General features: G+C 44.5%; 12 protein-coding genes. 4 read left to right on the forward strand and 8 right to left on the reverse strand.

All coding sequences use genetic code 11. From position 1 onward, the window contains the following. Nucleotides 1–54: 54 nt before the first annotated feature. From ABDK00_RS03375 to ABDK00_RS03405, 7 genes are all read right to left on the reverse strand, one after another. A complete protein-coding gene (locus tag ABDK00_RS03375; protein WP_346238097.1) occupies nt 55–852 on the reverse strand; it encodes a TIGR00266 family protein in 798 nt (265 codons plus the stop codon). Between the two features lie 95 nt (nt 853–947). Further along, nucleotides 948–2,252: a dicarboxylate/amino acid:cation symporter gene (locus ABDK00_RS03380; RefSeq protein ID WP_346238098.1), complete on the reverse strand. Its 1,305-nt coding sequence runs from the start codon at nt 2,250–2,252 to the stop codon at nt 948–950. A gap of 30 nt (nt 2,253–2,282) precedes the next feature. Continuing rightward, complete coding sequence (locus ABDK00_RS03385) at nt 2,283–2,867, reverse strand: hypothetical protein (protein WP_346238099.1); 585 nt, start codon at nt 2,865–2,867, stop codon at nt 2,283–2,285. A gap of 96 nt (nt 2,868–2,963) precedes the next feature. Then, nucleotides 2,964–3,560: a sugar O-acetyltransferase gene (locus ABDK00_RS03390; protein ID WP_346238100.1), complete on the reverse strand. Its 597-nt coding sequence runs from the start codon at nt 3,558–3,560 to the stop codon at nt 2,964–2,966. Between the two features lie 26 nt (nt 3,561–3,586). Then, nucleotides 3,587–4,555 (reverse strand): YihY/virulence factor BrkB family protein, encoded by a 969-nt coding sequence (locus ABDK00_RS03395; protein WP_346238101.1) that lies wholly within the window; start codon nt 4,553–4,555, stop codon nt 3,587–3,589. Nucleotides 4,556–4,660: 105 nt separating this feature from the next. After that, complete coding sequence (locus tag ABDK00_RS03400) at nt 4,661–6,922, reverse strand: BamA/TamA family outer membrane protein (protein WP_428400361.1); 2,262 nt, start codon at nt 6,920–6,922, stop codon at nt 4,661–4,663. A 104-nt stretch (nt 6,923–7,026) separates the two neighbouring features. Beyond that, nucleotides 7,027–12,054 (reverse strand): translocation/assembly module TamB domain-containing protein, encoded by a 5,028-nt coding sequence (locus tag ABDK00_RS03405; protein WP_346238103.1) that lies wholly within the window; start codon nt 12,052–12,054, stop codon nt 7,027–7,029. 236 nt (nt 12,055–12,290) lie between these two features. Here ABDK00_RS03405 and ABDK00_RS03410 point away from each other — a divergent pair, with 236 nt between their 5' ends. The 4 genes from ABDK00_RS03410 to ABDK00_RS03425 are packed head-to-tail and all read left to right on the forward strand — an operon-like array spanning nt 12,291 to nt 14,062. Continuing rightward, nucleotides 12,291–13,121 carry an alpha/beta hydrolase gene (locus tag ABDK00_RS03410; RefSeq protein WP_346238104.1) on the forward strand — a complete coding sequence of 277 codons (831 nt, stop codon included), beginning with the start codon at nt 12,291–12,293 and terminating at the stop codon, nt 13,119–13,121. A gap of 10 nt (nt 13,122–13,131) precedes the next feature. Next, nucleotides 13,132–13,374, forward strand: a complete 243-nt coding sequence (locus ABDK00_RS03415; protein WP_346238105.1) for a hypothetical protein — start codon at nt 13,132–13,134, stop codon at nt 13,372–13,374. 27 nt (nt 13,375–13,401) lie between these two features. Continuing rightward, nucleotides 13,402–13,860, forward strand: a complete 459-nt coding sequence (locus ABDK00_RS03420; protein ID WP_346238106.1) for a PA2169 family four-helix-bundle protein — start codon at nt 13,402–13,404, stop codon at nt 13,858–13,860. Between the two features lie 43 nt (nt 13,861–13,903). Beyond that, nucleotides 13,904–14,062 (forward strand): hypothetical protein, encoded by a 159-nt coding sequence (locus ABDK00_RS03425; protein WP_346238107.1) that lies wholly within the window; start codon nt 13,904–13,906, stop codon nt 14,060–14,062. Nucleotides 14,063–14,072: 10 nt separating this feature from the next. Here ABDK00_RS03425 and ABDK00_RS03430 read toward each other — a convergent pair whose 3' ends face one another. Next, nucleotides 14,073–14,936, reverse strand: a complete 864-nt coding sequence (locus ABDK00_RS03430; protein WP_346238108.1) for an SDR family oxidoreductase — start codon at nt 14,934–14,936, stop codon at nt 14,073–14,075. Between the last annotated feature and the right edge of the window lie 27 nt (nt 14,937–14,963).

The raw sequence follows: 14,963 nt of genomic DNA on the forward strand, positions 1-14,963 counted from the left end.
AAAAGACAAATGCCCGCAGCTCGCGGGCATTTATTTTATTAAGCGGGCAAAGTGCTAATAACCATCCCCGTCTAGCAAGTTGCCTAATCCGCCCAACACGCTTCCTTCCTCTTTGCGATTGGTGGTTGCAAAGGATAGAATGCGCGAAGCCAGTCGGCTTACAGGCAGGGTTTGAATCCATACACGGCCGGGGCCGGTGAGATTGGCAAAGAAAAAGCCTTCGCCGCCAAAGAGTTTATTCCTAATTCCTTTTACGAGTTCGATGTCGTAGCGCACGCCCTGCGTAAAGGCAACGAGGCAACCTGTATCAATTTTTAAACGCTCGCCTGTTTGAAGGTCCCGGTGAAACACATGCCCGCCGGCGTGCACAAACGACATACCGTCGCCTTCGAGTTTTTGCATAATAAAACCTTCGCCGCCAAATAGGCCGGTACCTAACCGGCGTTGAAATTCTATGCCTACAGAAACTCCTTTAGCAGCGCAGAGAAAGGCATCTTTCTGGCAAATAACTTTTCCTCCCAAAGCCGACAGGTCGAGCGGAATAATTTTACCGGGATAAGGCGAGGCGAAGGCAACTTTTTTCTTGCCATGGCCTACATTACTATAGGCGGTCATGAAAAGGCTTTCACCGGTGAGGATTCTTTTTCCGGCGCTCATGAGTTTCCCAAGAAATCCGCCGGTCTGGCTTCGTTGGCTTCCGTCGCCAAAGATGGTGCCCATTTCGATGCCCTCGTCCATCATCATGAAACTGCCGGCTTCCGCAATCGCGGTTTCCTGTGGGTCGAGTTCAATGCTTACATATTGCATTTCTTCGCCAAAAATTTCGTAGTCTATTTCGTGACTTGCTTTCATTCGTAAATGGTTTATGTTTTTAAGATTGAATGGAACTTATAATGAACGTATCATCTTTATATTTTATAATTGATTTTTAATATAATCATTCATCGTTATTCGGTGGATGTTGAATGGGCGTGCAACGCCTGATGCAGTTGTTCTTTGTCCAGTTGTTTTTCCCATCGCGCTACAACAACGGTGGCCACCGCATTTCCCGTCATATTGGTTAAAGCCCGGCACTCGCTCATAAAGCGATCGATGCCCAATATCAACGTCATTCCGGCGATCGGCACTTCCGGTACAACAGCCAATGTTGCCGCGAGTGTGATAAACCCGGCACCACTTACGCCGGCGGCGCCTTTAGAACTAAGCATTGCGATGAGTAATAAAACGGTCTGGCTTTGAAGTGAAAGGTCGATATTGCAGGCCTGTGCGATAAACAGGGCGGCCAGCGTCATATAAATATTCGTACCATCTAAATTGAATGAATAGCCTGTTGGCACTACCAGCCCTACAATAGGTTTGGCGCAACCTGCCCTTTCCATTTTTTGCATCAAGGTTGGCAGGGCAGCTTCGGAGGAACTGGTGCCTAACACCAGCAATAATTCATCCTTTATGTATCTTAAAAAGCGAAAGATATTAAAGCCATTATACCGGGCTACCAACCCCAACACTACAATCACAAAAAATACGGAGGTGGCATAAAAAGTAACAACCAGCGCTACCAGGTTGCCCATAGAGTCGATGCCGTATTTACCGATGGTAAATGCGATAGCCCCGAAAGCGCCAATGGGCGCCAGCTTCATCAGAAGGGAAACAATCTTGAAAACCGGATGGGCCAGCGCTTCTAAAAAAACTAAAACGGGTTTGCTATGAGGCATCGTTTGGGAAATGGCAATGCCCATTAAAATAGCGATCACAAGAATCTGCAGGATATTATCTCCGCTAAGCGGGCTAACCAGCGTTTTGGGAATAATTTCTAAAACAAAATTTATCAGCGAACTATCGTGAGCTTTGCTGACATATTGCGAAATAGAAGCGGCTTGTAGCGTTGACGGATCGATATTCAAACCTTTGCCCGGTTGAACAATATTGCTCACGATAAGGCCGATGATCAACGCCAGCGTAGAAAAACTTATGAAATAAATAAAGGCTTTTCCGGCGACACGCCCTACTTTTTTCATATCGTTCATCGAAGCGATGCCAACTGTGATGGTGATGAAAATGACAGGCGCGATGATCATTTTTACCAGGGCGATAAAGCCGTCGCCTAAAGGTTTCATGCGTTCGCCCACTTCGGGATAAAAGTATCCCAGTGCGCAACCCACTATAATTGCGATGAGAACCTGTATGTACAAGACCTGATAAAACTTCTTCTTTTTTGCAGGATTGGCGTTGGCGTCATCTGTAACAATCATCCGCTTATTTTTTCCGAAATATCGGTAAAATTATTTAAGCAACTCGGGCGGGACTATTTTTTTTAGGAATGGCATCTTATCTTCCTCCATGACAATGAATTTCCATTGCTCTAAGTTGGCGGATTTTGCAATTACGTTTTTGACAGAATAAATGCGGTAAAACCCCGTGTTGCTATCATATTTTACATTGTCTTCGCCAAATTTAGATTGCAGGGAAAGCGTTAATAATTCACTTTCCGCATTCGCGGTGTCAACAACGGAAGTATCACCCTGATCATGGAATTTCATACTTAGGATATTAGCATATTCGAGCGTTAAAAAATGCGCCGAATCAATCCTGCGGGAGTCGCCAACTTTCAACACGCGGGGTGAATCAATTGAAAACTGAAAGCCTGGCAACGTGAAGATTTTTTCCATTGCAGAGATCATCTGCTCTTTGGGTACGATCGAAAACAGATCGTCGATGATAAAGTCAGAAGCTGATCTGAAATCTTTTTTGATGATAAGGTCGGTATAGTGCAGAAATTGTTTTTCAGCAGCCTTTTTATAAGGTTGTGCGAAGCCAATATGGCCAATATTTATTAAAATTAAAAAGAAAAAAATACGGTATTTCATGTACTTGTTTTTATACAACCCATGAAATTCGCAACAGTAGGAAGAGCATTTCAGGGATGCATTACATCTTATAATCAAATAATAATGCCAAAGTGGTTAGAATTTGAGTTTCTTAAAATAAAACTGCCGGTCTTCGTCGGTTACCGGCCTTAAAACGCGGCAGGGATTGCCCACTGCGATTACATTTGAAGGGATGTCGCGGGTGACCACGCTTCCGGCTCCAATCACACAATTATCGCCAATCGTAATACCCGGATTAACAATGCACCCACCACCCATCCACACGCTGTGGCCAATGGTAATCGGAAATGCATATTCAAAAGCTGCGTTTCTTGGATCGTGATGGATAGGATGCCCTGCAGCATAGAGTGAAATGTTCGGGCCAAAAAAAACGTTATCTCCAATGGTTACGGGCGCACAATCGAGTATCGTGCAGTGATAGTTGGCATAGAAATTTTCACCTACCGATATATTATAACCATAATCACAATAAAACGGGGATTCGATGTGGAAATGGTTGCCTGCATGGCCCAGCAGCGCTCGAAAAAGTTGGTTACGCTGATCAATGTTGCGCGGATGAAGCGAATTGATTTGAAACGTAAGGTCGCGTGCGCGCTGCCGTTCCGTAAAAATCAACTCATCGGAAGCCTGATAAGGTTTCCCGGTCAGCATTTTTTCCTTTTCCCTACTCATAAATTCATGTTGGAAAGTTTCGAAATTTACTCCTTCGTATATTCCGGATGTTGTGGCGGCAGTTCGCTTACCTGCTTTTCATCCACTATTATTTCCATGTGAACCGCATATTTGGAAGGTTTAATGCCGACGCTATATTTTTCAGCATACACCTGCGTAAACTCAGCTCCAAAATACAAAATAAACGACGTATAATAAACCCAAAGCAATACAATAATGATTGTGCCTGCCGCTCCAAAAATAGCCCCCGGACTCGCTTTGGTAATATACAGATCGATAAGCAGTTTCCCGATGCCGAAAAGTACAGTAGTAAAAGCCGCGCCTACAAAAGCCGGTTTCCATTTGATGATAACATCAGGAAGTACTTTGAAAATAATAGCAAACAGGAAAGTGATTACCGAGAAAGTGAGCACATTGTTAAGGATGATGAATAACCAGCCCGACTCTACAGGCACTAGATCCTGGAGCCTTGTTTGAACGCTGCCCAAAATGCTGTTGAGGATCAGCGACACGAGTAATAAAAAGCCCAAAGAAATAATCAGTGAAAAAGATTTAAGCCGATTGGTAAGCAAACCCATAATACCTTTACGGGGTTTAGCTTTCACCTTCCAAATTGTATTAAGGCTGTCCTGGATTTCCAAAAAAACGGCTGTTGCACCAATGATAAGAGAAATGATACCGATAATTAATGCCATAGTGGTTTTCCCGCTTAAACTGGCTTCGGTGACCATATTTTGAATTTGAAGCGCCGTGGCGCTATCCGTAAAATTGATGACCGTGTCGTAGATTTTGCCTTCGATGATTTCTTTTTTGTAGATAAGGCTCGCCGATGCAATCACAATAGTGAGCAACGGCGCCATTGAAAATACAGTGCAATACGCCAGGGAGGAGCTGAGTTTCGGCACTTTGTCGTTGGCGAAACCTTTTGCGGAGGCAATCAAAATATCTTTAGCTTGCCGGAAAAATGTTTTGGGTCGGTTGAATACTTTTTTCATCTAGCGGTGTAATTTTATTGGTAACCTGTTGATTATATCCAATAATAACGCCACAATGATGAAAGCGGTATAAAAATTTCATTGCACCGATCGGGTTAAAAAGCATTAGAACGGATAGCCAATGCCGATATTAAGGATCAGGTTTTGTTTCCGCCAGGTAGGATCTCCAAAATTCATTTTATCAAATACCCAACGTTCTCCTTTAGGCAACCAGGGTTTTCTGAAAGGTGTGGCAAGGTCAAACCGTATAACAAAAATTGTTGCATCTACTCTTAAGCCTACGCCGCCGCCTACTGCAAATTCGTTTAAGGCACGGCCAAAATTAAAACGGCTTCCGATTCTTGAAGTATCCGTCTTGGCGGTCCAGATATTACCGGCATCTACAAAGGCGGCGCCATGAATAACGCTGAAAAGTTTCGCTCTGAGTTCGCCATTTAGCATCATTTTTATATCGCCACCCTGATCTGCAAAGAACTGGGTTTCATCTGGATTGATATCGTAATTATATGTTCCCGGCCCCAGTGACCTGGCGCGGAAAGCCCGGATATCGTTGCTGCCACCCGCAAAGAACTGTCTAACATAAGGCAATACCGAACTATTGCCATAGGGAATGCCATAACCCACATTCGCGCGTCCTGCGAGTACGAGTTGGGGTTTTATTTTATAATAATCCCGGAAGTCGGCTTCTAATCTGATGAACTGGTTTACCGGCGTATTCAACAGGGTTTTTCGTCCTTCTTCATTTTTCTTTAGAAAAGCATTGACCAAATTGCCCGCCGTTTCTACCGAACCCAGAAAATAAATATGATTTCTTTTGTCCTGCCTGAATTGATCACTATATGTGAATTTATAATTGGTGCTGAAAATAAATTGGTTCTCATAGTTGCCACGCAGACTGGGCACCTGCACCAGCAGCTGCTCTAAACTGTCAGTGGTTTTCAATGTTCTAACATAAGAAACGGAAAACGGGTTAAAGTTGTGCTCAATATAAGGGCTTCCTTTAAAGATATAACCGTACTCCAGGTTACCAGAAAGCATCGTGAAGTAGAGCGCGCGGCTCAACAGTTGCCCGCTCAGGGTGATATGCGTTTTCGGAACTGAATTTTGCTCGTTTCGAAATTCAATGGGTGAAACAAGGCGCGGAAATACAAGGCTGGCGCTGGCTCCGAGCGAATAGGAATTTGTTTTTGCACCACTTACCTGCGTTTCGAAACCACCGCTGAGACTGGTGATTAATTGCTCCGCGCCGCGGAACAGGTTTCTGTTGGTGTTGGTTATTTTCAACTCCGAGCCAACAAAGTTGTTGGATTTGCTGGTGCCGGTCACCTGGAACGACAGCGACCTTTTCTTCTGCGGCGTTAAATAAAAGTTGGCATCCATCAGGTCGCTTCCTAAAGTATCGAGGGGGTCGAACTCGGCTTTCACATAACGAAACGTTCCGATATTGACTAAACGGTTCAGGCTCAAGCTATGGTCGTGCCGGTTGTAGATTTCATCATTTTCAAAAAATACCAGCCGGTCAAAAAGTTGAGGTTTATAAGTATTTCGGGGATCGAAAATTTTAAAACTGTTGTGGATCACCGGTTTTGACACCCTGATCGCGGAGTCGCGTCGCAAATGGTAGTTTGGATAAATATTGATATCGTTAATGCGATAAGGCTTGAGTGCTTCAATCGGTGTGAGATCTTTCACTCTCACATAAACGTTTACTTTATTGTCGCCGATGGTGCTGTCAACCTTGATGATGATATAATCAGGGTTGAAGAAAAAATATCCCCTTTCTTTCAGTTCGTTGTCAATTCTTTCACGCTCTGTGGTGAAAGCGTCGATATCATAATAATCATCTGTTTTTAAGACCGTTTTTTCGGAGGTTCTCCTGATAATATTTTCGAGTGCCGTGGGTTCAGTTGGGAATTCTATCTGGTTGATTTGATACCTGTCGCGTGTAAATGCAGCATATTTAGCGCGTCCCTTTTTCCCTTTGATTTCTGTTGTGCCGGTTACAGAAGCCTGCAGATAGCCTTTGCTAATCAGATAGCTTTGCAGCACATTGATATTGTTTTGAACTTTTACATCGGTCATCAACACCGGCGGTTCACCCAGCTTGTTCCTCATCCAATATTTGAGCCCCTTCTCTTTTTTGGGTTCTCCGGCCAGGTTGTAAAAAAATAATTTATAACGGAAGCCCAGTATTTTTTTGTTAGGCTCGGGCCGGGTTTTGCTTTCAAGGGCATTTTTTAAATCTTTCTGGCCCGGCACTTTTTTGGCCGAATCAGGATTCACCGCCACGTCGGCGCCCGTGTATAAAACTTGCCCCTCCTTCAGGTTTTTCGTTGCGCTACATGAATAAAGCAACGCTGTTATCATTAGAAATAATATGCTGTAGTTGTTATGCCGCATAATTTTTTAAATCTTTAAATGCCTGCCAACGATGAAAGGTCACTTGGCCTTTCTCCCCTGGCGTAAAAACGCTATTCCTCGTTTTCTTTTTCAGTTTGCGCTTCGCGCCGGGCCCTTCTCTCTTCCCACCGTTGCCGTTTTTTTAAACTATTGAAGATCTCCTTAAACTGATTGTAATCCACCACCAAAGCAAACCCTAATCCGGTTTCAATAATCTGTCCTTCCAGTACTACATCCGACTGGTTGCGGCGGTAGGCCCGTAAGCGGTAACGTCCGTCGCGCGATAATAAATATTCAATATTTACATTACCCGCAATATTAGATCCGGAAGTGTTATTTCTGTTCTTACCCTCAAGCGTAAAGTCGCTGCCAACGGTGATTGTTAAACGGTCATTTAAAAGCCTTTTCGACAACGCCACGTTCAGATCGGTATGGGTCTCCTGAGAACCGCTGGTATAATCATCTTCCGAAGTAAGATCAAACGAAAGGTCTACGCCGTTGATCAGATCAGAAGCAAGATTGTTAAGTTGCTGTGTCAAAAGGCGGCTCACACTTTGCCGTGCCAGCATTTCGGGCGACGTGCCGCCGGAAAGGCTTTGGAAAGGATTGTCTGAAACGAACCTGTTTAAAGCTAATAGCGCAAATACCTGTTTGTTGAGTTCACTTTCGTTGCTGTTCACCTGTTGCAGGCGCGTGTACACAATACCACCAAAAGCGTTTTTCTCATTTTCGGGCATTGTTATTTCAAATGCAATCTTGGGCTTTAAAAGCTGTTCTGTCATTTTCAGATATACAATGAACGGTAATTTTTGGCGGAAGGTATTTTGGGTGGACTGATCCTCGCCCTGAATTTGATCGGCTACAAGATCGATGGGTGAGGTGTTGATATTATATACTGCGGTAATATTTATGTTGGCTTCTGTTGGCGCGCCAGTCCAGGTGATATAACTGCCGGATTGAAGCGTGAATTTCCGTTTGGCCAAACCGCCGATTGACAAGTTGTAACTGCCATCCGAAATTAAATAACGACCGGTCATGGACAATTTGCCGCTGGGATCCATGGTTACGTTCAACTCTGCCTCTCCTTTCACAAGCAAGGCGTCTCCGTTCGCCGGATCTACAACCACCGTTATCTCTGCTTCCTTTTCGGTTTGAAGATCCATTGATACATTCAATCCTTTTAACGGTGAGCGCGTGAGGCTGTCAACATTAATGGCTTCCCTGCCGTTGTTGGGCGGCGCATCCATGTCCACAAATTCAACGATGCCATCTTGCGCTACCACGCCAGGGTTGTTGTCGGGGATTGCAAAGAAGAAGCGCGTGTCTTTATTAATTCTCAGCGTCCCTGTTACTTCCGGCTGGTTCATATCCCCACCGATGTTGGCATTTAAAGTAATAAATACTTTACCGTAAAATAATTCATTGTCGGCAGCGGTTGAATTAAGCAACCGGAAATTATTCGCTCTTACCCTCAGGTCAAATCCAAAGTTGGAATAGTCCGTTGTTTTTACCAGTCCGTTAAGTGTAATAGCCTGGTTGGCAGAATCTCTTAATGTGAAATTATCAAAACGAATACCTTCATCCACAAAGGAAATCGATTCATTATTGAGCCTGAAATAAGAGTTGAGGGTAGCCACGTTCATGCCCGCATCTTTAAAGCCCAGGTTACCCAGTATTTTTGGAGCGGTAAGCGGGCCTTTCGCCGTTAGCTGGCCAGATAAAACACCGGTACCTTCCCTGATTTGTCCGCCTGTTAAACTTTCAATATGTTTAAGGTCAATCCTGTTGATGTTGATCGCCATGTCGAGGGAGCCTTTATCAGTCGTATAGTAATAACCGTTCACACGCAGATCGTGCAGGCCGCTGAGCGCCACATCAACTTTAAAGGCATCGGCGGTGTAGTTGTCTGATAAAATTCGAAGGTCACCCAGTTCGTCTTTCTGATAACGTAATTTGTTTACCGTTAAATCGGCTTCAAACTGCGGCGAAGCCTGCAGGTTTTTTACATCAACTGTTCCGTTTAGTGTGCCTCCGACCAAAGCGGTGTCCTGCTCGGCATAGCGCGTCAGCGTTTCCAGCATGAAGTTCCTGAATTCAACTTTGATGGGCGCATTAGGTTGTGTGGAAGCGCTGTTGATAGCTAGCGCCTGGCCGCTGTTGCTGATTTCAAAATCACGGACATAAATGCCAGCTTTGCCATATTGAATAAGATTATTTTGCGCAACCTGCCACTTATCATAATTCAACAACAATTTTTGAGGGTCGAGCGAAAACTGGTAGGTTTCGTTGTCTGCCTTGAAGTTACCGGCAATAACATATTTATCCTGGTTTTTACTGTCGCGCAACAACACGTTAACGTCGAGCATATTATTGGCCGCGCTGCCGTTGATAGCCGCGTTGTAAAGCTGTATAGACGGGCTTTTGACGCTGCCAATGTTTAAAGCATAGGCCAACTGGTTCGAGTCTCTGTTGTTAATTGCTAAGGTTGTGTTGGCCACATCGAAACTGTCGTAAACAATATGGGGAAAACTCGCGTTTACAATCAGGCTGTCCCGTTCCGTGTCTAAGATACCGGTTAGGTAAGAGGAAGAGAAAGTATGCAGTGCAGGCACGAATTCTTTTAAAAGTTTGGAGTCGTGCACACGAACCTGTAAGCGAAGTTGTTGGGGATCAGTTTTCTGAGGTGGCGCGAACTGGTAATATTTTGCGATCTGGTTAATGAAAGCCTGGCCTATTTGCGTCAGCTGATACTTTCCATTCAAGGTTGCATCAATAATGTCTGACTGCAGGGCCAGATGATTAGCAGTATCGCTGGCGCTGGCGTCTACACTGATGGTATCGATATTGATTACTTTTCCTCCGGTAGCCACCTGCAAGCTGGTGATAAAAGCTTCTCCATTCAGATAATCGGGGCTGGCGGTAGGAAAATTCAATTGGGTTAAACCGGCTATTTTAAATGCGGAAGTGGAGAAATTAAGTCGTTCCAGATCAATTCTTTTCAAATCAATCGTGCCTTCAACGGCCGGGTATTTGCCCGCGATATTTGCCGCGATGTTAATGTCAAAGTTGGCGTTGGAGTCGGTGCTTGTCGTTTGTAATTGAAGCGCCTGCTTTGCATACTTACCGTCGAGCTGAATATTTTGATAGGTATAATTGTTATAGTTGGCGCTGACAATGGATCCTTTAATCGCTGCGTTAGCCGTTTTGGCCGATGTGCCAGAACCGGCTACATCCATATGTAAAGTTACGGCGCCCATGTCGGTGCGTTTCAGGAGGCGGCCCACATTAAACCGGTTTACATCCAGCCGCGCTTTGTAGGTTGGGTTTTTTGATGATCCGCCCATGGCCGCTGTAAGCTTGGCCGCGCCCATGTCGGTGCGAAGATTCAGCTGGGTCGCAAACTTATTCATGCTTCCCTTGAATTTTCCGTTGGCAGCGATCTGGTTAGGAAGTTCGATATCGCTCGGCAACGTCCCTTTGGGCAGTAAAGCGTTCAGGTCTGCTTTTGAGGTATTTAGTTTATTGATATTGACATTAAAGTAGCTGTTTTCAATTTTGGGCAGTCCTGTAATATTCCCGGTGATGTCGACCTGGGTGCGGCGCAGGCCCGACAATTGAAATTGTTGGATATCAATATCATTGAGCCGGCCTTTTACTAAGGCGTTGAGATTAACACGCTGCGATCGGTAACTGGCCGGAACTGAGGAAACAAAATAAGCCGCATCAGCCAAGCCTAAAACTGAGTTTTGGAAATTAATGGCCATTTCAACACGCTCGGGATGATTGGATAAATCCTCCTGCGATGTGTAAGTCACCAGCGTATTATTGTCAATCAGCGTGTGTGGCGTTTTTACAAAAAGGTCCTCCACTTTGATCTGCTTATCATCATATACAATATTGCCCCTGAGATCATTTAAAACAAAGCCGCTGGTGTCCGCCAGTTTGCCACCCGTAATCGAAGCTTTGATGCCGGCGCTGTCAATCGCGATGCCCTGGCCGCTAATACCAAGGTTTTTAATATTGAGATGATTAAAATCGACCACACCTTTTTCTCGCGGTGCGGAAAGGTTATCGTATTTAACTGTATTATTTGAAAGAACGATCTTGTCCAGATAAAGGCTAAACGCAGAAGCCTGGGCGCTATCGGCTGTCTCTTCAATAGCCTGCTCGTTAGACGGCGTTGGCCGGTAGGCAAAATCAATAACAGAGTTGCTTAGTTCCCCGCTGCTCGTTTGGTACTTTCCATTCGTCAGGTCGATCAATAAGTCTTTAAAATTAAAATTCTTTAGGAACACAAAAGCCCTGGTGTCGGATAAGCGGTCGTCATATTTAAGATCAACGTCACCAAATGCGAAATTTTTAACTTCGATAAGCGGCAGGCGGCCTCCCGATTCCTGCTCCGTGCTATCGATGGCTGCATCGGCCCTGTCTCTTAATTCCGTAAGCGGTTTATGCTGAAAATAGTGTAAGCGTGTATTGGTAAGTTCGAGGCGGTTGAGCACATAGTGCATCTGCTCCAAATCGAATTTATCAACCCGTGCGTTTAATTTTCCGAGACTGACACCCGCGTCATTTCCTGCTACATCGTCTTTAAACCGGATCCTGATGTCGTCAAATAATATTTTATCAAGCTGTAATTGCAGCGGAGCTGTGGAGTCCTTAGGTAGTTTTTCAGGTTCCTTATCTGCCGCCACAAAGGCGTCCACTAAAAATTGATAATTAAAGACCGTGTCGGGCGTAATCCGGTAAACATTGGCGTTCACGTGTTCCAGCTCAATACTGTTGACCGCAATCCTGTTTCTGATTAATCCAATCATATCCAACTGAACTGCCAGTTTTCCTGCATATAAAAGTGTATCCTTCTTTTGGTCAGCAATAAAACATTTGTCAAGCCTTAGGCCCGTCGGGAAACTGATCCTGATCCGTTCAAGGCTGATTTCCGTATTGGTTTTCTTTTTTAAATAAGAAACAACTTTGTCTTTGACAAAATTCTGAACAGCTGGAATATTAAGTGAAACTGCCGCCACAATCACAAGCATGATGAGGCTTGCAATGACCCACAGTACAATCTTTAAAACTTTTCGTGCTACCCGATTCAATAAAAAAATATTTTCTTGGTGAGAAACTAATAGTGCTCTGTGTTTTTTACTGGAAACATGGATGGTCGATATCTGGTGTCATTCCCAATAATCTTGACAAAAATATAAGTTATGCAAATTGCGTGCTATTTTTTTTGAGGCGCTTTTCATAAGTTTTTTGCACCATTGTGGTCTTAATCAGCCAGTTGGCTTGGTTTTGGTATTATGAATATTCCAAATCAAATAAAATATAACATATGCCACATATCGAAAGCAACGCTGGGGGAAAGCCGGTAAAAATTTTTTACGAAGATCATGGTTCCGGAAAGCCGGTTATTTTGATTCATGGCTGGCCACTCAGTCACCGCTCCTGGGATGGCCAGTTGTCTGCTTTGATTAATGCTGGTTACCGGGTCATCGCCTATGACAGAAGAGGTTTTGGGCAATCGGAAACGGAGTGGGACAAATATGACTACGATATTTTGGCTGCGGACTTACATGCGCTTATAGAATCCCTACAATTGAAGCAAGCGGCCCTGGTGGGCTTTTCGATGGGCGGCGGCGAAGTGGTTCGCTACCTTACAAAATATGGATCTGAAAATATAAACAAAGTGGCGCTGGTGGCTTCTATCATTCCGCTGGTTGCTCAAAAAGAGGATAACCCCGATGGCGTACCTCAGGAGGAACTTGATAAGATCATGCAGGCGTTACAATCGGACCGGGTTGGTTTTCTGAAAGATTTTCACAAGAATTTTTATAACTATGGGCTGCTGAAAAAAAGTGTGAGTGAGGCCAGGCTTGATGCCGATTTTTTGATTGCGGCAGCCGCTTCAGAAAATGCCACGCTAAAAGCCGCGGAGGCTTGGGCTGCTACCGATTTCCGGGCCGAGCTGAAAAATGTAGGAGTGCCAACACTGATCGTACACGGCGATGCAGACAATATCGTTCCGATACAAACATCGGCAGAGCAGGCAGCTAAAGGTATTGAGAATAGTGAATACCATATCATCGAAGAAGCGCCGCACGGATTGAATGCTACGCATGGGGAAGAACTGAACAACTTATTACTCGGTTTTTTAAATAAATAAAAAAATCACTATGGAAAATAATGGAAGAGATTTTTCGGTTAAAGCCATCGTCGAAGGTCAGGAACAGGAAGTTTACATTGTGACTTCTGAGACGACGGATGGCGTGACATTTTATAATTGCAGCGTCAACGGCCGCGAAATTACACAGGTTAGAAAAGACGAACAGGTGTGGAAGCAAATCTGGGGCGATCTTTCCGAAGCAGATGTAAAATCTATAGGAGAGGCAATTGAGGGATCTGTGTTGGAGGAATAATATTTTTTCATTTTTACTATCTGTCATATGGATACACCCGAAATGGATAAACAGGTTGAAGCTTTAAACGATTTAATTCAGATCAATAATGACAGGATCGCGGGATATAAAGAAGCGATAGAAGTGCTTGAACAGGACAAGGATCTGGAACCGCTGTTTCAGCGAATGATAAACGACAGTGTTGATTTTAATGAATCGTTGGAGAGGTTGGTTATTTTATTAGGAGGCGAAGTGGCGCAGGGCACGTCAGGCGCGGGAAAAGTTTATAGGGCCTGGATGGAATTGAAAGCTTTTTTAACTGCCGGCGATCGCCGCACTATTTTAGACAGTTGTGTGACCGGTGAGGAAACAGCTTTGCGCGCTTACGATAATGTGCTGGAAACTTATGAACTCGTCGACACAGTGAGGCCCACTATTGCTCAGCAAAAAGATCATATTTCTCAAGCGCTGCAGGAGGTGGTTGCTTTAAAGCAGGCCGCTGGTTAACGAATCAGACATACCCTTATATATATACTCTAAACCCGTTTCTATGAAAATTGCAATCCAGTTTTTATCGTTAGCGTTAGTGTTAACGCTGCTACAAAGTTGTGAATTAGCCGAAGGTATTTTTAAAGCCGGCATGTGGTGGGCCTTTTTTCTCATCGCTCTTGTTGCGGTAGGGCTTTTTTTACTTTTCAGGAAAAAATAATCAACGGTGTTTAACCGTTGATTATTTCGCCGCCATTTGGGTGAATCACCTGGCCACTAATGTAGCTCGAATCGCCGCAGGCCAGAAATAGAAACGCGGGCGCTACCTCATTTGGCATTCCTGCGCGTTTCATGGGGGCGTCGCTTCCAAATTCTGAAACCTTCTTCTTGTCGAAAGAAGATGAAATCAGCGGTGTCCAAATCGGGCCCGGCGCTACAGCGTTCACCCGAATGCCTTTCGGTGTCAGGTTGGCTGCCAGGGCACGGGTGAAAGAAATGATCGCGCCTTTGGTAGCTGAGTAGTCGATGAGCTTGGGGCTGCCCCTGTAAGCCGTTACCGACGCGGTGTTAATGATGCTGGAGCCCTTTTTCAAATATTGCATAGCATATTTGGTGATCCAGAAATAGGAGAAAAAGTCGGAATGGAATGTTTTCATCAATTGTTCGGTTGTGATATCTTCAATTGCATCCGCTTCCCAGTGTAAGCCGGCGTTATTGACAACGATATCAATTTTTCCAAATTGTTTGGCGGCCTTATCTATCACTTTTTTGCAATGGGCTTCTTTGCCTAAATCTCCTTTTATCAAATAACAAGAGCGGCCAAACGCTTCTACTTCGGCTTTTGTATCGTTCGCATCTTTCTGTTCGCTTAAGTAGGCAATGCAGATGTCGGCGCCTTCTTTTGCAAATAACAACGCGACGGCCTTGCCAATGCCGCTATCCCCACCTGTTATAAGGGCTGCCTTACCGGCGAGCTTGCCCTCCGCTTTGTATTGTTTCGGACGTGTTTCCGCGACTGGCGCCAGTTTACTTTGCTTGCCCGGCCTTTGCTGGGTTTGTTTAGGCCTGATTTGTTTTTTTGTTTGTTTTTTCATGATTGATGGTTTAGAGAATGAGGTAAA

It is taken from the genome of Niabella insulisoli (assembly GCF_039652435.2).
GTDB classification, from domain to species: Bacteria; Bacteroidota; Bacteroidia; order Chitinophagales; family Chitinophagaceae; genus Niabella; species Niabella insulamsoli.

Excerpts from the sequence above, each read along its gene's own strand:
- ABDK00_RS03400 (WP_428400361.1), bottom strand. The coding sequence starts at position 6,922 with ATGATAACAGCGTTGCTTTATTCATGTAGCGCAACGAAAAACCTGAAG.
- ABDK00_RS03390 (WP_346238100.1), bottom strand. The coding sequence starts at position 3,560 with ATGAGTAGGGAAAAGGAAAAAATGCTGACCGGGAAACCTTATCAGGCT.
- ABDK00_RS03385 (WP_346238099.1), bottom strand. The coding sequence starts at position 2,867 with ATGAAATACCGTATTTTTTTCTTTTTAATTTTAATAAATATTGGCCAT.
- ABDK00_RS03425 (WP_346238107.1), top strand. The coding sequence starts at position 13,904 with ATGAAAATTGCAATCCAGTTTTTATCGTTAGCGTTAGTGTTAACGCTG.
- ABDK00_RS03420 (WP_346238106.1), top strand. The coding sequence starts at position 13,402 with ATGGATACACCCGAAATGGATAAACAGGTTGAAGCTTTAAACGATTTA.
- ABDK00_RS03395 (WP_346238101.1), bottom strand. The coding sequence starts at position 4,555 with ATGAAAAAAGTATTCAACCGACCCAAAACATTTTTCCGGCAAGCTAAA.
- ABDK00_RS03415 (WP_346238105.1), top strand. The coding sequence starts at position 13,132 with ATGGAAAATAATGGAAGAGATTTTTCGGTTAAAGCCATCGTCGAAGGT.
- ABDK00_RS03375 (WP_346238097.1), bottom strand. The coding sequence starts at position 852 with ATGAAAGCAAGTCACGAAATAGACTACGAAATTTTTGGCGAAGAAATG.
- ABDK00_RS03430 (WP_346238108.1), bottom strand. The coding sequence starts at position 14,936 with ATGAAAAAACAAACAAAAAAACAAATCAGGCCTAAACAAACCCAGCAA.
- ABDK00_RS03410 (WP_346238104.1), top strand. The coding sequence starts at position 12,291 with ATGCCACATATCGAAAGCAACGCTGGGGGAAAGCCGGTAAAAATTTTT.
- ABDK00_RS03380 (WP_346238098.1), bottom strand. The coding sequence starts at position 2,252 with ATGATTGTTACAGATGACGCCAACGCCAATCCTGCAAAAAAGAAGAAG.